This is a genomic window from Pedobacter sp. WC2423, assembly GCF_040822065.1.
Classification (GTDB): Bacteria; Bacteroidota; Bacteroidia; order Sphingobacteriales; family Sphingobacteriaceae; genus Pedobacter.
The window spans coordinates 3,371,914-3,389,039 of record NZ_CP162005.1; the positions used below are offsets into that span (position 1 = coordinate 3,371,914).

Genomic DNA, 17,126 nt, shown 5'->3' on the forward strand with positions numbered 1-17,126 from the left:
ATAACGATGACAACAATTAAAGGACCAGCAGTTTTTTTAGCCCAGTTTATTGGAGACCAGGCCCCGTTCAATTCCCTTGACGGGATTTGTCAGTGGGCAGCAGATTTAGGATTTAAAGGTATACAAATGCCAACCCTGGATAACAGATTTATTGACCTGCAGCAAGCGGCAGAGAGTAAAACCTATGCGGATGAATTGAAAGGAAAAATCAATTCATATGGTCTGGAAATTACAGAACTTTCTACGCATATCCAAGGTCAGTTAGTGGCAGTTAATCCTGCTTATGACAAGGTATTTGATGGTTTTGCACCGGCTGCTTACCACAATAATCCTGCAGCCAGAACAGAATGGGCAGTACAGCAGCTGAAATATGCGGCAAAGGCTTCTCAGAATCTTGGTTTGAATGCACATGCTACTTTTAGTGGCTCTCTTTTATGGCATATGTTCCATCCCTGGCCACAAAGACCAGAAGGATTGGTAGAGGAAGGTTTTAAAGAACTTGCCCGCCGCTGGTTACCGATATTAAATGAATTTGATACTTGTGGTGTGGATGTTTGTTATGAGATCCACCCGGGTGAAGATTTATTTGACGGGATAACTTATGAGATGTTTTTGGAGCAGGTAAATTTCCATCCAAGAGCATGTTTACTATATGATCCGTCACACTTTGTATTACAACAACTGGATTACATCCAATATATTGATCTTTATCATGAAAGAATTAAAGCTTTCCATGTAAAGGATGCAGAATTTAACCCAACTGGCAGACAAGGTACTTTTGGCGGTTACCAAAGCTGGGCAAACCGCGCAGGCCGTTACCGTTCTCCCGGAGATGGACAGGTAGATTTCAAAACGATCTTCAGTAAACTGGCACAGTATGATTTTAAAGGCTGGGCAGTAATGGAATGGGAATGCTGTATTAAAGATTCTGAGACTGGTGCAAGAGAAGGTGCTGAGTTTATTAAAAACCACATCATTCCGGTAACAAGCAGAGCATTTGATGATTTCGCTGCGACAGGTGCAGATTCAGAATTCAACAAACAAATATTAGGTATAAAATAAAATAGTAAAACACAAACACACAAACGAATGAAACCTGAATGAGCTTACCTTTTATAATCAGGATAAAAAGCTCATGAAAGCTTCATAATCATTAATAACAATAAGAACATTATGAAAAAGACACTGTTAATTTTGGGATGTATTAGTTTAGCGATAGCTTCTTGTGGAAACCCGGGTGCTACTACTGAAGGATCAACTACAGCAGCTTCAACAGATACTGAAACTACGGTAAAAGCACAAACTCCATCAGAAATGTTGCCTGGTGAGAAACTAATAGCTACAGCAGATTGTATTGGCTGTCATAACAAAACTCAAAAAGTAATCGGGCCTGCATATGTAGATATCGCAGCAAAATATCCTTCAAGCGAAGAAAACATCAATAAATTAGCTGATGTAGTTATCGCAGGAAGTAAAGGAACATGGGGCGATCTGCCAATGACTCCTCATCCGAACTTAAGCAAAGACGATGCGAAACAAATGGTGACCTGGATTTTGTCACTGAAAAAGTAAGTTCTCCACAACACCAGCAGATCCCTGTCTAACCAAATATTTTTAAGCCGATGAAAAAAACCAACAAAGAAACAGATGCGTCTAACAGACGTTCGTTTCTTAAGACAACAGCAATTGCAGCAGCTTCATTTATGATTGTGCCCCGTCATGTACTGGGTGGCAACGGATTTATAGCACCGAGTGACAGATTAATAGTTGCGGGAGTTGGTGCAGGTGGAAAAGGCGGTTCGGATATTGCAAATTTTGCTAAAAGCGGAAAAGCAGACATCGGATTTCTATGTGATGTAGATACGAACAGGGCTGCGGGATCAGTAAAAAGCTTCCCTAAAGCTAAGTTTTATAAAGACTGGCGTGAGTTGCTGGACAAAGAGCATAAAAACTTTGATGCGGTTAGTGTTTCTACACCAGATCATAGTCATGCGATGATTGCCCTTGCAGCAATGCAGCTGGGTAAACATGTTTATGTTCAAAAACCGCTGACGCATGATATTTATGAAGCCAGAAAGTTAACAGAAGCGGCTAAAAAATATAAAGTGGTTACACAGATGGGTAACCAGGGTGCCTCAAACGATGGTCCCCGCCAAATGAAAGAATGGTATGATGCAGGTCTGATCGGAGATGTACATACTGTTTATGCATGGACAGACCGCCCGGTATGGCCGCAAGGTATTCCATGGTCTGCAAACAAGGCAGATATCCCTAAAAACCTGGATTGGGATTTATGGCTGAACAGTGCTCCTTACAAGGACTACGTAGAAAAGCTTGTTCCTTTTAACTGGAGAGGCTGGTGGGATTATGGAACTGGTGCATTAGGAGATATGGGTTGCCATTTGCTGGAAGCTCCTTTTAGTGTGCTTGGTTTAAAATATGCTGCTGAGGTAGAAGCCAGTGTGGGTTCTGTTTATGTGGATGAGTTTAAACGTGGTTATTTCCCGGATAGTTGCCCGCCTTCAAGTCATGTGACGTTAAAATTCCCCAAGACAGCTAAAACTCAGGGTGATGTTACTGTGCATTGGATGGATGGTGGTATTCAACCCACGCGTCCGGAAGAACTGGAAGCGAATGAAGTATTTGGTGATGGTGGTAACGGAACGTTGTTTATCGGAACAAAAGGAAAAATGATGAGTGAAACGTATAGTGCGAATCCCCGTCTTTTACCGCTGAGCCGCAATAAAGAAATTAAAGTTCCTGAGAAATTTGCCCGTGTACCGAATGGTGCAGAAGGTCATTATGCGCAATGGGTGGAGGCTTGCATTGCTGGTCATGGCAAGAAAGAACTGAGTTCTCCATTCGAAATTGCAGGCCCGCTTACTGAGGCTTTATTAATGGCTAATCTTGCCATCAGGGCAAATGATATTCAACGCAAAGATGCGAATGGAAAAACCAGTTATCCTGGCAGAAATATCAAACTGTTATGGGATAATGACAATATGAAAGTTACCAATTTTGATGCTGTAAACCAGTACGTCAAACGCGAATACCGCAAAGGATGGACACTGGGCGCATAATTTTATTTTAAAACAACTGATATGAAGACTTACGCAATTTCTGCGATACTGGTATTTACAATGATTGGCTTCAACGCACAAGCTCAGCATTCAAAAAAAGGGTTCACTTCTTTATTTGATGGAAAAACGACTAAAGGATGGCATAGCTATGGAAAAAATACAGTTGGAAAAGGCTGGAAAGTTGAAAACGGCGCAATACATCTTGATCCTAAGTCTAAACAAAATGACGAGGGTGATTTGGTAACGGATAAAGAATATGCAAACTTCCATTTGAAAATTGACTGGAAAGTAGCTCCTAAATCTAATAGCGGTATTTTATTCCATATCAACGAAAATCCGGAGAAATACCATCAAACTTACAGTACCGGTCCCGAAATGCAGGTAATTGACAATGACGGTCACCCTGATGGAAAAATTATCAAACACCGTGCGGGTGATTTGTACGACCTGGTAAAAAGCAGTTCAGAACCTGTTAAACCAGTTGGACAATGGAATACTGCCGAAATAATCAGCAATAAAGGTAAATTAGAATTTATACTGAATGGCGTAAAAACAGTTTCAACTACACAATTCGATGAGAACTGGAAGGCACTGATTGCAGGCAGCAAGTTTGCTAAATGGGATGGTTTTGGAACTTTTACTAAAGGAAAAATTGCCTTACAAGATCATGGCGACGAAGTTTGGTTCCGTAATATTATGATCAAAGAATTGTAAGCTTGTTAAATTCTGATACACCTTAAAAACATTTAAACTATATGATGAATATCAATACCCGTATTAAATTATCAGCTATGATGTTCCTGGAGTTCTTTATCTGGGGTTCATGGTTTGTTACACTGGGTACTTTCCTGGAAAAAAACCTGCACGCTACAGGCGCAGACTCAGCTGCTGTATTCTCTACGCAGTCCTGGGGAGCGATTATTGCCCCATTTATTATCGGACTGATTGCCGACAGGTTCTTTAATGCAGAGAAAATTCTCGGTGTACTGCATCTGATCGGAGCAGTATTAATGTACCAGATGTATACAGCTACGGATGTAAATGTATTCTATCCTTATGTTTTAGGTTATATGATCCTGTTCATGCCTACCCTGGCTTTAGTGAACTCGGTTTCATTTAATCAAATGAAAGATGCTGAAAAAGAGTTTTCAAATATCAGGTTCTGGGGTACTATCGGATGGATTGTTGCCGGATTATGTATCAGTTACTTATTCTTATGGGATTCAAAAGCTGGTATGGATTCAGGTCTGTTAAAAAACACTTTCCTGATGGCTGGAGTAGCTTCTCTGATTTTAGGTTTGTTTAGTTTCGCACTGCCTAAAACCCCGCCAAAAGTATCTAAAGATGATAAAGTTACGATTTCAGATATTCTGGGTTTAGATGCTTTGAAGTTATTGAAGGATAAAAACTTCGCGGTTTTCTTTGTATCTGCGATTTTAATCTGTATTCCGCTTGCTTTTTATTATCAGAATGCAAATCTTTTCTTATCTAATATTGGTGTAGAAGGGCCTACTGGTAAAATGGCAATCGGACAAGTATCTGAAGCGCTGTTTTTATTAATGATACCGGTATTCTTTAAAAGATTCGGCTTTAAAACCACGATTCTGGTCGGAATGATTGCATGGGCTGTCCGTTATGCTTTATTTGCTTACGGTAATGCTGGTGAGTTAAGCTTTATGCTGCTGATTGGTATCGCGTTGCATGGTGTATGTTATGATTTCTTCTTTGTATCAGGACAGATCTACACGAATTCAAGAGCTGGAGAAAAGTATAAAAGTGCTGCTCAGGGTTTAATTACTTTGGCAACTTATGGTGTAGGAATGCTGATTGGCTTTAAAGTTGCTGGCATGATTACTGACAACTATAAGTTAGCTGATGGTTCAGTAGACTGGAAAATGGTCTGGATTATCCCTGCGGGAATTGCATTGGCTGTATTCCTGCTTTTCACCCTTTTCTTTAATGAAAAGCGCAAAAGAGTTGTGGACACCCAATTTAATGAGGTTTAAGGATGGCCACTGCACAAAGCCGCAGAAATGCACTGAAAACAATGATTACAGGTTCAGCTATTTTAGGACTGTCTTCTGCAATGCCTTCATACGCTGCGGAACTGGAATCAGCTAAGGATATGTTAAAAAACAATGCCCCTTTAAAAGGGAATGTAAACCACTCTGTTTGCCGCTGGTGTTTTAGCGACATTGAATTGGATGATCTTTGTATTGCAGTCAAAGGAATGGGTTTAAAAGCAATGGACCTTGTGGGGCCTGCTGAATGGCCTGTTTTGAAGAAACATGGCTTGTATTCTTCGATGTGCAATGGTGCAGAGATTAACCTGACCGATGGCTGGAATGATAAAAGCTTTCATCCGAAACTGATAGAGAATTATACAAAAATGATTCCTCTGGTAGCAGAAGCCGGGTATAAAAACCTGATTTGTTTTAGCGGAAGCCGCAGAGGCAAAACTGATGAAGAAGGCTGGAATAATTGTGTTGAAGGATTAAAGCAGGTAATCAAGCTTGCTGAGCAACACAAAGTTGTGCTGGTGATGGAATTACTGAATAGCAAAATTGATCATAAAGATTATCAATGTGATCATACTGCCTGGGGCGCTGAACTGGCTAAAAGACTGGGTTCAGAGAACTTTAAGCTGTTATATGACATTTATCATATGCAGGTTGATGAAGGTGACGTTATTCATAATATCAGGACTTATCATCCGTATATTGCGCATTACCATACTGCTGGTGTACCCGGCAGGAATGAAATAGATGATACACAGGAGCTTTTTTATCCTGCAATCATCAAAGCTATCCTGGCAACAGGCTTTAAAGGATACATCGCACAGGAATTTATTCCTAAACAGAAGGATAAACTTCAGTCCTTAAGAAACGCGGTTAAAATTTGTGACTTATAAAGATTTAATTATGAATTCAAGAAGAAATTTCATCAAACAGGCGGGTTTAGCTGCGGCAGGTGCTGTGGTATTACCCTCACTAACCTTTGCTGCTGCCCCGGCTAAAGTTGTTGGTTTACAACTATATTCATTAAGAGCACAATTACCAGCTGATGTAGCTGGTACGATTGCTAAAGTTGCAAAAGCCGGCTATAAAGAAGTGGAAACCTATGGTTATTCCTTAAATGGTAAGTACTGGGGTTTAGATCCTAAGGCTTTTAAAACTTTATTATCAAATAATGGATTAACTGCGCCAAGCGGGCATTATGGAATGGATAAGTTCATTGGGACTGGTAACACAGATGAGCTTAAAAGCTATATTGAGGCAGCGAATACAATTGGCAGCAGCTACATTGTAGTTCCTTATTTAGGAGATAACTTACGCAAAACAGAAGATGACTGGAAAAAAGTTGCAGCAAGGTTAAATGAAGCTTCGGCGATCTGTAAAGCAAGCGGCCTTGGCCTTGGTTACCATAACCACCATTTTGAGTTTGTAAAATATGGAGAAACTACTGGATATGATATTCTCCTTAAAGAAACAGATCCACAAGCTGTTAAGTTTGAAATGGACTTATACTGGGTAGTAAGATCAGGTAATGATCCTGTCAAATTATTTACTGACCACCCTGGGCGTTTCCCAATGTGGCATGTGAAAGATATGGACAAAGTTGATAACACGATTAACACAGAAGTAGGCTCTGGAAAGATCGACTTTAAGGCCATTTATAAAGAGGCTAAACTGGCAGGATTAAAACACCTGATCGTGGAGCAGGAGAACTTCAGCATTGATCCTTATGTGAGTATTAAGCAAAGTGCAGATTATGTCAAAAAGTCAATCTTATAAATAATATGTTTAAAAGGCGGGCTTAATTGCAATGCCCCCAAAAAGTTAGACACTTTCTGGGGGCATTATTATGAAAAAGAAAAACAGACACAGTTTTGAATTCAAGTTATACTGTGTGAAGCAGATGTCGGAACATTATCGTTCTGCAAAATCTCTGGGTGAGGAATACGGGATTACTTATTCTCTTTTCGAAGATTGGTTTAGGATATACGAGCATCTGGGAGCTCCTGGATTACTTCCCAGAAAGGGGAAAAGAGTTTTTAGTCCATCCTTTAAGCTAGCAGTCCTGAAGTCAATTCGTGAAGAAAAGTTATCTTTGAGAGCGGCGGTGCTACGTTTTGGGCTTTCAAGTGATGCGGGAATTATCGAATGGCAGAAACGATTTGAGAAGTTTGGATCATCTGGACTAGAACCGCGACCTAAAGGAAGACTACCGATGGCATATAAGGAGAATCCAGCAAACAAGCGAAAACCGAGAAAATCGGATAGGCCACTTACCCGTGAGGAAGAGCTTTTACGGGAAAATGAATATTTACGTGCAGAGAATGCCCTGCTAAAAAAGCTCCAGGCCTTAGTTCAAGCCGAAAACAAGCGCAAGCCATAATGGAACTAAGGCATCAGTTCGACCTGGATACCCTGTTGAATTGTATTAGCATGGCAAGAAGTACATTTTATTATTATTCTAAGAAGGCCAGTTTGCCTGATAAATACGAACAGGTCAAGATCCAGATCAACAAGGTCTATCATGCCCATAAAGGTCGCTTCGGCTATCGGCGCATTACCTTGCAACTGAAACGGGTCGGAATGGCTATTAACCATAAGACTGTATTTAGATTGATGGGAGAAATGAGGTTGAAGAGCCTGATCAGGATAAAAAAATACAGGTCTTATAGGGGCAAGCTAGGGAAAATAGCTCCAAATATCCTTAATAGGAATTTCAAGGCTAACCAACCTATGCAAAAATGGGCCACAGATGTTACAGAATTCAAAGTCAAGGGAAAGAAATTGTACCTCTCTCCAATAATAGACCTGTTCAATCAGGAGATTATCAGCTATGAACTCACTGACAGGCCGGTTTTCAAGGGAGTATTGGACATGCTCAAAAAAGTATTACCACAAGCTAGGAATACTTCTCAGTTAGTCTTGCATTCTGACCAGGGATGGCAATACCAGATGCCAAAGTATCAGCAACTGCTAAAAGCAAATGGGATTATCCAAAGTATGTCCAGAAAAGGTAATTGCTTAGATAATGCTATAATTGAAAACTTTTTCGGAACCTTAAAATCGGAACTCTTCTACTTAAATGAATATGAATCGACAGATCAGCTCAAAAAAGATATAAATGACTATATCTGGTACTACAACAAGGAACGAATAAAATTGAACTTAAACGGAATGAGCCCGATGGAATATCGGGCTCATTATAACAAATCTAATACTAAATTTGTCTAAACTTTTGGGGGCAGTCCAAATAAGCCCGCCTTTTTTGTGCAGCAAGGTTTCCTGAAAATTTGTAAAATGCTTCAGAGAGAGACAGTTTTAAGAAACTATTTAAACAGATGCCAAGGAAAAAGCGAAGTTTTTTCCCATATTTGAAATATAGTATATCATCATTAATAAACTTTAAATAAAACCATTAAAAACAAAATCGAAACATGAAAATTGCAGTTGTAGGTGCTACTGGTTTAGTAGGCACTGTTATGTTAAAAGTACTAGAAGAGCGTAATTTCCCGTTGACCGAACTAATTCCGGTTGCATCTGAGAAGAGTGTTGGTAAAGAAATCACATTCAAGGGTAAGAAGTTCAAGGTCGTTAACATGGAAACAGCAATTGCGATGAAACCTGATGTGGCTTTATTCTCTGCAGGTGGCAGTACTTCTTTAAAATATGCTCCTTTATTTGCAGAAGCAGGAACAACGGTGATTGACAATTCTTCTGCCTGGCGCATGGATCCGTCTAAAAAACTGATTGTACCAGAGGTTAATGGTCACGAATTATCAATTGATGATAAAATCATTGCTAATCCAAACTGTTCAACGATACAAATGGTAGTGGCTTTAAAACCATTACATGATCAATACAGAATTAAACGTGTAGTTGTTTCTACTTACCAGTCTGTTACCGGAACTGGTGTTAAAGCTGTGGAGCAAATGATGAATGAGCGCAAAGGTATTTTAGATGGCCCGATGGCTTATCCTCACCAGATCGACTTAAACGTTATTCCTCAGATTGATGTATTCGAAGAAAACGGATATACTAAAGAGGAAATGAAAATGATTAAAGAAACCCGTAAAATTATGGGCGACGATAGCATACGCGTTACAGCAACAACAGTAAGGATCCCTGTAATGGGTGGGCACTCAGAGTCTGTAAACATAGAGTTTGAGAATGACTTTGATGTTGCTGAAATCAGATCAATTTTAGAAAAAACAGAAGGTATTATTGTAGTAGACGATATTGCAAATCTTAAATACCCTATGCCGAAAGATGCGCATGAAAAAGATGAAGTTTTTGTAGGCCGTATCAGAAGAGACGAATCCTTGCCAAACACTTTAAATATGTGGATTGTTGCGGATAACCTGCGCAAGGGTGCTGCAACAAATACAGTGCAGATTGCTGAATTTTTACTAAGAAAAGAACTGATCTGATCCAGTTCTTTAAAAATACAGGATGTGGTGTTAATCTGGCAAAATGCTGGAATAACACCACATTTTTTGTTATTAGTCTTTTGCTTTCCCGTTATTTGCAATAGATTTATCAGATACATATGTTAAAAAAATCAATAGTTTTCCTGTTCGTGCTTTCGCACAGTTTATCTTTTGCACAGAGTCCTGTACAAAAACTAACGCAATCCTTCCATACACTATCAGAAGACAGGCAAGCAAAATATGCGATTACTTCCATTTGTGTTTTAGATGCCAAAACAGGAAAACAATTGTATGCGAAGAATGAGAACATTGGCCTTGCTACTGCTTCTACGCTAAAAACAATTACTTCAGCAACTGCATTCTCTATTTTAGGGAAAGAATTCCATTATCAAACCACAATGGGCTACAGCGGCAGTATCAGTGCTGATGGCACCTTAAAAGGAGATTTGATTATAACTGGTGGCGGCGACCCTACCCTGGGTTCTCCACGTTATGCCAATAGCAAAGAAAGCGTAGTCTTAGCGCAATGGGTAGCGGCTATCAAAGCAGCAGGTATTAAAAAAGTTGAAGGTAAAGTGATTGGCGATGATGGTCTTTGGGATACGCAGTCTACACCTGACGGCTGGTTATGGCAGGATGTTGGCAATTATTATGGTGCTGGTACCTCTGCTTTAAGCTGGAGAGAAAATCAATTTGACATTAAACTCCGTCCGGGAAATCCGGTTTCAGTTCTTAGAACTGTACCAGAAATGCCATATCTGACCATCATTAACGAATTAAAACCAGGTTCCGCAGGTAGCGGAGATCATGCTTATGCTTATCTCCCTCCCTTAGCAAACATCGCTTATCTGAGAGGTACATGGGCAACAGATATACAAAAACAAGGTATTGCAGCAGCATTACCCGATCCGGCTTATGAAGTGGCATTCCGCCTGAAAGATACTTTAGCTAAAGCAGGTATCCAGGTTACTGAGGCTCCGGTAACAAGCCGCCAGCTTTCTGCAGCCAAATTACCTTTGCCAGAGGTTAAACAAAAACTGAGTACGATAACCTCTCCCGCCCTGCCTGAGATCGTTTACTGGTTAAATAAAAAGAGTATCAATTTATATGCGGAACATCTTTTAAAAACTATCGCCTGGAAATCGGGTGTAATACCTACCACAAGCAATGGTGCAGCCGCCGAGATTAAATACTGGGCAGCGAAAGGCTTTGACAAAAATGCTTTGAATATTATTGATGGCAGCGGACTTTCACCAGCCACCAGAGTCACTACATCGGCCATGGCCAATATCCTTTTCCAGGTACAACAGGAAAACTGGTTTCCTGATTTTTATAAATCTTTACCAGAATACAACGGAATGAAATTAAAAAGCGGGACAATCAATGATGTTTCTGCATTTGCGGGATATTATACAGCCGGTAATGGCAGTAAATATGTGATTGTGATTAATATTAACAATTATTCAGGTTCTGGGATCAATAGCAAACTTTTCAAAGTGCTGGATGCCCTTAAATAACAGTATTTTCTCCACAGAATCCCCTTATTTATCCACAAATTACTAAATTGCAACCTTTTACCAGTTTCACAAGCACAAGCCGCTGTTAATTTTATGAATAAATTCTTACCTTTTATATGCTGCCTTCTTTTTTACACAAGCACATATAGTCAACAAATGGGATCCGGAACTTCTACTTCTTCTGTTATAGATAGCAATACTAATTTGATCAGCAGGCCACCTGAATTTTCAATAATTCCTGAGCCGGTATCTTTGTTAAAAACCAATGGTTCTTTCACCTTACCAGATAAGGTAGTTGTTTTAGCTACCCCGGAAATGAAACTCGTAGTAGATTATCTGAAGGAAAAACTGTCCGTTCCTACGGGTAAGTTTGTTGCTGAATTTGCACATACACAAGCCACAGGAACGATCAGATTAATACTCAATCCAAGACCAGATGCAACTTTAGGAAATGAAGGTTATCAGCTTTCGGTAACACCAGCAATGATCGTCATTAAAGCGAATCAGGCTGCCGGACTGTTTTATGGCGTGCAAAGTTTGTTGCAGCTTTTTCCAAAAGAAATAGAATCCAAAGAGCTTGTTGAAGGTGTAACCTGGAAAATTCCATGTGTAGAAGTTACTGACTACCCGCGTGTAGCCTGGAGAGGGCTTATGTTTGATGTAGCCCGCCACTTTTTCACCAAACAAGAAGTAAAGCAATATATCGATGCGATGGTTCGCTATAAGTTTAACCTGCTTCATCTTCATCTGACCGATGATGAGGGCTGGAGACTTGAAATTAAAGGCTTGCCGAAACTAACCGAAGTAGGTGCATGGAATGTTAAAAAAGTAGGTGATTTCGGTACTTTCAGTACACCAGGAGCTGATGAGCCCCGTACTTATGGTGGTTTTTATACGCAGGACGATGTGAGAGAACTGGTTAAATATGCAAAAGATAGATTTGTAGATATTTTACCAGAGATTGATGTTCCCGGACACAGTCTGGCAGCAATTGTATCTTATCCGGAACTCTCTTGTACCCCGGGTGCAGAAACTTATCGTGTGCGTTCCGGAGAGCGTATCATGGACTGGTCAAAAGGTGCTCCTCCAATTGCACTAATAGACAATACGCTATGCCCGGCCAATGAGAAAGTCTATACTTTTCTGGATACTGTTATTACACAGGTAGCTGCCTTATTCCCTTTTGAATATATCCACATGGGTGGCGATGAAGCTCCGATAAACTATTGGCAGAAAAGTGATGCGATTAAAGCTTTGATGTTAAAAGAAGGCTTAAAAGATATGCACCAGGTTCAGGGATATTTCGAAAAAAGAGTGCAGAAAATTGTAGAGTCAAAGGGCAAGAAATTTATGGGATGGGATGAAATTCTTAATGGCGATATGCCGGCAAGTGCTGCGGTGATGAGCTGGAGAAGTGCGAACTTCGGTATAGAGGCTTCCCGTGCCAAACATGAAGTGGTGATGAGCCCGCAAAACACGAATTATCTCGATTTGATGCAAGGTGATGTAACTTCCGAATCCAAAGTGTATAATTCTGTCCGTTTAGGTAAAGCTTATGAATTTGACCCTATCCCGGCTGGTGCAGATGCTAAATACATTAAAGGAGGCCAGGGTAACTTATGGTCAGAACAAATTTATAATATCCGTCAGGCCGAATATATGACCTGGCCAAGGGGTTATGCGATTGCAGAATCTGTATGGTCTCCGAAAGAAAAGAAAAACTGGACAAATTTCACAGGTAAAGTGGAACAGCATTTTCATAGAATGGACATTGCTGAAACTAAATATTCGCCGGCAATTTATGACCCTGTTGTAAAAGCAAGCAGAACTGCTGATAAACAGGTAATGGTTGAATTAACTACCGAAATTGATGGTCTGGATATTTATTATAGCTTCGACAATTCAACTCCAGATAGATTTTATCCAAAATATACAGAAAAAGTAGTGATCCCTAAGGATGCAAATCAAATGCGTGTGATTACCTACAGAGGTAAACAGGCGATCGGCAGATTGTTAACTATTGCTGTTGATGATTTAAATAAAAGAGCAGGAAAAAGATAAGCAGTTGAGATATTTCGTACACATCAGTTATAATGGTTTACAATATAATGGCTGGCAAAAGCAGCTGAATGTATTGAATATCCAGGGCGTAATAGAAAATGCCCTGACCCAGATTTTTAAGGTACCGGTTTTCATTAATGGATGCGGAAGAACAGATGCTCAGGTTCATGCCAGCCAGTTTTTTTTCCATATGGATATAGCGCAGGAATGGGATTTTGATCTGATCTTCAGGCTCAATAAACTATTACCATTGAATATTGCTGTTTATGATGTGATACCGATGGAAGGCTTACCTCATGCCCGGTTTGATGCGGTACAGCGTGCTTATGATTATTTCCTGCATACTTATAAGGATCCGTTTTTAAATGGTTTGAGTTCTTACTACCTGCTGGAAAATCTGCAATGGGATCAAATGAAAGCAGCGGTAGCTTTACTTCCTCAGTACAAAGACTATCGTGCCTTTTGTACGAGCCCTGATAAATATGAGCATACTTTATGTTATGTGAGATCTGCCAGCTTAATGGTAGATGAGAAAGGGGAGAAAATGAGGTTTCAGATCTCTTCTAACCGGTTTTTAGGAAAGATGATCCGTATTATTATGGGCCAGCTTTTGAAAATTGGTCAGGGAACGCTCAGTGTAGAGGAGTTCGAAAGTCACCTGATCAGCAGAAAAACTCCTGCATTGATTACTCCAGCACATCCCCAGGGCCTTTACCTTTCTAAAGTAACCTATCCCTATCTGAATCTTCCTCCGAGGGTAGATTTTTCTGCCGTACTTCAAAAACACGCAGATACAAACTGGAAAGCACTCTGATATTATTTACGCTCAGGTGAGATTCGCGCATTAAGAAACTCTTATTTTTGTGGAAATTTAAATATTATGAATTTCCACACCAGAAAATGGATCAAACCCGAAGATTTAAATCCTAACGGAAGCTTATTTGGAGGTAGTTTGTTAAGATGGATAGATGAAGAAGCAGCAATTTACGCTATTGTTCAACTAGGCAATCCAAGAGTTGTTACCAAATATATTTCAGAAATCAACTTTGTAAGCTCTGCAAAACAGGGAGATATTATTGAGATGGGTATTACTGCAATCGCTTTCGGAAATACTTCTTTAACGATGCGTTGTGAAGTACGCAACAAGATCACCAGAAAAAGCATTTTAACGATTGATAAAATGGTCTTTGTAAACGTTGATGAATATGGCAACCCTGTCGCACATGGCAGAAAAGAGATCAAATTTATAGAAGAGCAGTTCGCTGCCGAAGATAACTAGTTCCGGGCCAGGATTTCTGCGCGGATATCGTCGGCGGTTAAGCTGATTCCACTCATCACCAATGATGCTTTAGCATAGAATGGTTCACGTTCAGCCAGTTTACTTTCAATAAATTCAAGCACTCCTTCGGAAGTCAGGTTACGCAGCAGCGGACGCTTGGCTATTCCACTTTCCAGGCGTTTAGCCAGTGCGGCCGGCGGCATCTCAATATAGATAGTTGTTCCATTAGCATTCATCCAGTCTATATTATCAAAGAAGCATGGTGTGCCTCCTCCTGTTGCAATTACACAGTTCTTAGGGTAATCAAATGCCTGAAGGGTTTCACTTTCTAATTTACGGAAGGCTTCTTCTCCATGGGCTGAAAAATATTCACCTACAGCGAGTCCCGTATTTTTCTCAATCTGGTGATCCAGATCAATCAGATCATAACCAAGCTTAGTCGCTAATTTTCTTCCCAGCGTACTCTTGCCGCATCCCATAAAACCAATCAGAAATATCTTCATTAATTATTCAATTTTACCCTCGGGTCAACAAGGGCGTACAATACGTCTACAAAAATATTAATTACTACGAATACCAGTGCAATAAAAAGAATTGATCCCATAACTACAGGGAAATCGGACATCTCCAAAGCTCTGACTGTAGCCCTGCCCAGCCCATTATAACCAAAAATATATTCTACAAAGAAAGAACCGGCAAGTAAAGAGGCAAACCAACCGGAAATCGCTGTAATCACAGGATTCATAGCGTTCTTTAAAGCATGTTTATAAATGATCGCATTCCGCCCCAGACCTTTGGCACGTGCGGTACGGATATAATCCTGTGCCAGTATATCCAGCATTGCTGTTCTGGTGAGCTGTACGATAATTGCCAGCGGGCGCAGTCCAAGTGTAAGCACTGGTAATACCAGGTTTTTCAACGTCAGCACTTCTCCTTTAAAAGGATCATAGCTATATAAACTCCCCGACATATTCAATCCCGTATACGGGCCGAGTACAAAGCCGAAAAACCAGGCGATGATAATACCCGCAAAAAATGAAGGTGCTGATAAACCCATGATTGCAAAAGCATTCACGGCATGATCAATCCATGTGTTTTTATATACTGCTGATAGTACACCGAGTAAAATACCTAAGCAGGTAGCAAACAGCATAGCTGTTGCAGCCAATACGAAGGTGTTAGGGACAGTTTCTGATAGAATTGTTGATACTTCCCGCTTTGTTTGATAAGATCGCCTTAGATAAGGCCATTTCAGGGCAATCACATCAGCGGAAGAACAGCTGATCAAACGCATATAATGATACTTTTCCTGCGCCTGTTTGTTATCGTCATGAAAACCTACCGGAGAGAGGTCATTCAGAAAAAGGACAAATTGCATAGGTTTTGAACGGTCTAATCCGAATTCTTTACGTACAGCTTCTAAAGATTGTACATCGGCGCGCTGTCCCAGCGTCATCCTTGCCGGATCGCCCGGAAGGATGTTGAACAGAACAAATACAACTACGACCACACCCGCCATCACAGCGAGCCCATAGCAGAATTTCCTGAGCGCGTAAAACCACATCTGATTTACTTATTGAAGTAAGTGGCTTTTAATTTTTCCAGTGAAGGCAGAGACTGATAACTCCATTTATTAATTACCACCCCGTTTTTCAATAATACAATACCCGGGTTAGCTCTGACCATACTTTTTAAAGGTACAGCATCGGCATAAAATACCTCTGCAAACAATTTGTGTTTTTTACTGAATACCGCAGCATCCTGTGCAGAATTAGACGTCAGCAATACCGTACGGATATTGAATTGTTCTGTCAGATCCAGCGTCATTGCGTTCAATTTCCCAATCGCATCTTCATCTGTATGATTCAGGTTATAGGCAACGATCAAAATATTATAATATGGATTTTCTATCAGTTCTTTGGTATAATCGGTTCCTGAGGCATCACTGATTACTAAATCTTTGATTTTAGCTTCGTAACCTTTCTTAATCAGTTTCTGTACCGGCTGACCTACGATTTCCCAGTTATTATCTTTCCATATTTCTGTTTTCAGATAATCTTTATCACTCATTTCTTTAGTTTCCCCGGTCGCTTTATTTTTCAGCTTATACATGATCAGATAAAGATCCGGTTCTGCACCAGCAGGAATCTTCATCGCCTCTGGTAAGCTGGCTCCTTTTTTATAAGGTAAAAAGTCGAGTACAGGAAGGTAGGTATAAGTGTAGATACTGAAGATTACAGCAAGTGCAACTACAGCAATCAAACCAATCTTTTGCTGGCCGGGATTTGTGGTCAGCGGTAAAATTTTATTGCGGTTGATAAACAGGTATACAATGAGTACCAGCAAGATCAGATCTTTTGAGAAAGATTGCCATGGCGTTAATGGAATGGCATCTCCGAAACAACCGCATGAAGTCACAACTTTAAAAGCAGCAGAAACAAAGGTCAGAAAAGTAAAAAAGATGATAATCCCAAGCAGGCCTGTAGTCACTTTCTTACCCCAGAAACCAAATAGTAATAACGCACCCAATACAATTTCAAGCACACAAAGAAAGATAGCTATCCCGGTTGCATAAGGACTAAAGACAGCCATATGAAATACATCAAAGTATTCCTCCAGCTTATAACCGAACCCCAGCGGATCGTTGGCCTTAATCAGACCTGAGAAAATAAAAAGTATACCTACAAATATTCTTGAAAAATTCAGCGCAGCTTTGTTCATCTTTTTACAGCTATTTTTATGATTGA

At 40.2% G+C, this 17,126-nt stretch carries 17 protein-coding genes; 14 read left to right on the forward strand and 3 right to left on the reverse strand.

Translation table 11 applies throughout. The annotated features are described in order from the left end of the window. Positions 1–6 precede the first annotated feature (6 nt). The 14 genes from AB3G38_RS13850 (at position 7) to AB3G38_RS13915 (ending at position 14,379) form a co-directional block, all read left to right on the forward strand. Positions 7–1,062, forward strand: coding sequence for a sugar phosphate isomerase/epimerase family protein (locus tag AB3G38_RS13850; RefSeq protein ID WP_367864481.1), 1,056 nt, complete (start codon positions 7–9; stop codon positions 1,060–1,062). A gap of 111 nt (positions 1,063–1,173) precedes the next feature. Then, positions 1,174–1,572 (forward strand): c-type cytochrome, encoded by a 399-nt coding sequence (locus AB3G38_RS13855; RefSeq protein ID WP_068406070.1) that lies wholly within the window; start codon positions 1,174–1,176, stop codon positions 1,570–1,572. A 50-nt stretch (positions 1,573–1,622) separates the two neighbouring features. Next, the gene (locus tag AB3G38_RS13860) at positions 1,623–3,080 is read left to right on the forward strand and encodes a Gfo/Idh/MocA family protein (RefSeq protein ID WP_367864482.1); all 1,458 of its coding nucleotides are present in this window, start codon (positions 1,623–1,625) and stop codon (positions 3,078–3,080) included. Positions 3,081–3,101: 21 nt separating this feature from the next. Continuing rightward, positions 3,102–3,794, forward strand: coding sequence for a DUF1080 domain-containing protein (locus tag AB3G38_RS13865; RefSeq protein WP_367864483.1), 693 nt, complete (start codon positions 3,102–3,104; stop codon positions 3,792–3,794). 44 nt (positions 3,795–3,838) lie between these two features. Then, positions 3,839–5,086, forward strand: coding sequence for a nucleoside permease (locus tag AB3G38_RS13870; protein ID WP_367868766.1), 1,248 nt, complete (start codon positions 3,839–3,841; stop codon positions 5,084–5,086). Positions 5,087–5,088: 2 nt separating this feature from the next. Then, a complete protein-coding gene (locus tag AB3G38_RS13875) occupies positions 5,089–5,991 on the forward strand; it encodes a hydroxypyruvate isomerase family protein (RefSeq protein WP_367864484.1) in 903 nt (300 codons plus the stop codon). A gap of 10 nt (positions 5,992–6,001) precedes the next feature. Beyond that, entirely contained in the window at positions 6,002–6,874 is an 873-nt protein-coding gene (locus tag AB3G38_RS13880) for a sugar phosphate isomerase/epimerase family protein (protein WP_367864485.1), read from the forward strand. A gap of 124 nt (positions 6,875–6,998) precedes the next feature. Beyond that, positions 6,999–7,478 (forward strand): helix-turn-helix domain-containing protein, encoded by a 480-nt coding sequence (locus AB3G38_RS13885; protein WP_367864486.1) that lies wholly within the window; start codon positions 6,999–7,001, stop codon positions 7,476–7,478. Further along, complete coding sequence (locus AB3G38_RS13890; protein WP_367864487.1) at positions 7,478–8,326, forward strand: IS3 family transposase; 849 nt, start codon at positions 7,478–7,480, stop codon at positions 8,324–8,326. Before AB3G38_RS13885 ends, AB3G38_RS13890 begins: the two co-directional genes overlap by 1 nt. Positions 8,327–8,529: 203 nt before the next feature. Beyond that, complete coding sequence (locus AB3G38_RS13895; RefSeq protein WP_367864488.1) at positions 8,530–9,522, forward strand: aspartate-semialdehyde dehydrogenase; 993 nt, start codon at positions 8,530–8,532, stop codon at positions 9,520–9,522. 119 nt (positions 9,523–9,641) lie between these two features. After that, on the forward strand, positions 9,642–11,039 hold the full coding sequence (dacB, locus tag AB3G38_RS13900; RefSeq protein WP_367864489.1) for a D-alanyl-D-alanine carboxypeptidase/D-alanyl-D-alanine-endopeptidase: 1,398 nt from the start codon (positions 9,642–9,644) through the stop codon (positions 11,037–11,039). A gap of 156 nt (positions 11,040–11,195) precedes the next feature. Beyond that, positions 11,196–13,100: a beta-N-acetylhexosaminidase gene (locus AB3G38_RS13905; RefSeq protein ID WP_367864490.1), complete on the forward strand. Its 1,905-nt coding sequence runs from the start codon at positions 11,196–11,198 to the stop codon at positions 13,098–13,100. Positions 13,101–13,104: 4 nt separating this feature from the next. Beyond that, a complete protein-coding gene (locus AB3G38_RS13910; RefSeq protein WP_367864491.1) occupies positions 13,105–13,914 on the forward strand; it encodes a tRNA pseudouridine(38-40) synthase TruA in 810 nt (269 codons plus the stop codon). Between the two features lie 66 nt (positions 13,915–13,980). Continuing rightward, positions 13,981–14,379 carry an acyl-CoA thioesterase gene (locus tag AB3G38_RS13915; protein ID WP_183870074.1) on the forward strand — a complete coding sequence of 133 codons (399 nt, stop codon included), beginning with the start codon at positions 13,981–13,983 and terminating at the stop codon, positions 14,377–14,379. Here AB3G38_RS13915 and AB3G38_RS13920 read toward each other — a convergent pair. Genes AB3G38_RS13920 through AB3G38_RS13930 form a run of 3 tightly spaced genes read right to left on the reverse strand, consistent with a single transcriptional unit; the run spans position 14,376 to position 17,100 of the window. Beyond that, entirely contained in the window at positions 14,376–14,882 is a 507-nt protein-coding gene (locus AB3G38_RS13920; protein ID WP_367864492.1) for a shikimate kinase, read from the reverse strand. The genes AB3G38_RS13915 and AB3G38_RS13920 overlap by 4 nt on opposite strands. Next, positions 14,882–15,943: an ABC transporter permease gene (locus tag AB3G38_RS13925; RefSeq protein ID WP_367864493.1), complete on the reverse strand. Its 1,062-nt coding sequence runs from the start codon at positions 15,941–15,943 to the stop codon at positions 14,882–14,884. Before AB3G38_RS13925 ends, AB3G38_RS13920 begins: the two co-directional genes overlap by 1 nt. A 5-nt stretch (positions 15,944–15,948) precedes the next feature. Continuing rightward, positions 15,949–17,100 (reverse strand): BT_3928 family protein, encoded by a 1,152-nt coding sequence (locus AB3G38_RS13930; protein ID WP_367864494.1) that lies wholly within the window; start codon positions 17,098–17,100, stop codon positions 15,949–15,951. Positions 17,101–17,126: the final 26 nt, after the last annotated feature.

What these genes read in the sequence shown, in the direction of transcription:
- AB3G38_RS13855 (WP_068406070.1), top strand. Translation starts at nt 1,174, where the DNA reads ATGAAAAAGACACTGTTAATTTTGGGATGTATTAGTTTAGCGATAGCT.
- AB3G38_RS13880 (WP_367864485.1), top strand. Translation starts at nt 6,002, where the DNA reads ATGAATTCAAGAAGAAATTTCATCAAACAGGCGGGTTTAGCTGCGGCA.
- AB3G38_RS13930 (WP_367864494.1), bottom strand. Translation starts at nt 17,100, where the DNA reads ATGAACAAAGCTGCGCTGAATTTTTCAAGAATATTTGTAGGTATACTT.
- AB3G38_RS13915 (WP_183870074.1), top strand. Translation starts at nt 13,981, where the DNA reads ATGAATTTCCACACCAGAAAATGGATCAAACCCGAAGATTTAAATCCT.
- AB3G38_RS13925 (WP_367864493.1), bottom strand. Translation starts at nt 15,943, where the DNA reads ATGTGGTTTTACGCGCTCAGGAAATTCTGCTATGGGCTCGCTGTGATG.
- AB3G38_RS13850 (WP_367864481.1), top strand. Translation starts at nt 7, where the DNA reads ATGACAACAATTAAAGGACCAGCAGTTTTTTTAGCCCAGTTTATTGGA.
- AB3G38_RS13920 (WP_367864492.1), bottom strand. Translation starts at nt 14,882, where the DNA reads ATGAAGATATTTCTGATTGGTTTTATGGGATGCGGCAAGAGTACGCTG.
- AB3G38_RS13905 (WP_367864490.1), top strand. Translation starts at nt 11,196, where the DNA reads ATGGGATCCGGAACTTCTACTTCTTCTGTTATAGATAGCAATACTAAT.
- AB3G38_RS13895 (WP_367864488.1), top strand. Translation starts at nt 8,530, where the DNA reads ATGAAAATTGCAGTTGTAGGTGCTACTGGTTTAGTAGGCACTGTTATG.
- dacB (WP_367864489.1), top strand. Translation starts at nt 9,642, where the DNA reads ATGTTAAAAAAATCAATAGTTTTCCTGTTCGTGCTTTCGCACAGTTTA.
- AB3G38_RS13870 (WP_367868766.1), top strand. Translation starts at nt 3,839, where the DNA reads ATGAATATCAATACCCGTATTAAATTATCAGCTATGATGTTCCTGGAG.
- AB3G38_RS13890 (WP_367864487.1), top strand. Translation starts at nt 7,478, where the DNA reads ATGGAACTAAGGCATCAGTTCGACCTGGATACCCTGTTGAATTGTATT.
- AB3G38_RS13885 (WP_367864486.1), top strand. Translation starts at nt 6,999, where the DNA reads ATGTCGGAACATTATCGTTCTGCAAAATCTCTGGGTGAGGAATACGGG.
- AB3G38_RS13860 (WP_367864482.1), top strand. Translation starts at nt 1,623, where the DNA reads ATGAAAAAAACCAACAAAGAAACAGATGCGTCTAACAGACGTTCGTTT.
- AB3G38_RS13875 (WP_367864484.1), top strand. Translation starts at nt 5,089, where the DNA reads ATGGCCACTGCACAAAGCCGCAGAAATGCACTGAAAACAATGATTACA.
- AB3G38_RS13865 (WP_367864483.1), top strand. Translation starts at nt 3,102, where the DNA reads ATGAAGACTTACGCAATTTCTGCGATACTGGTATTTACAATGATTGGC.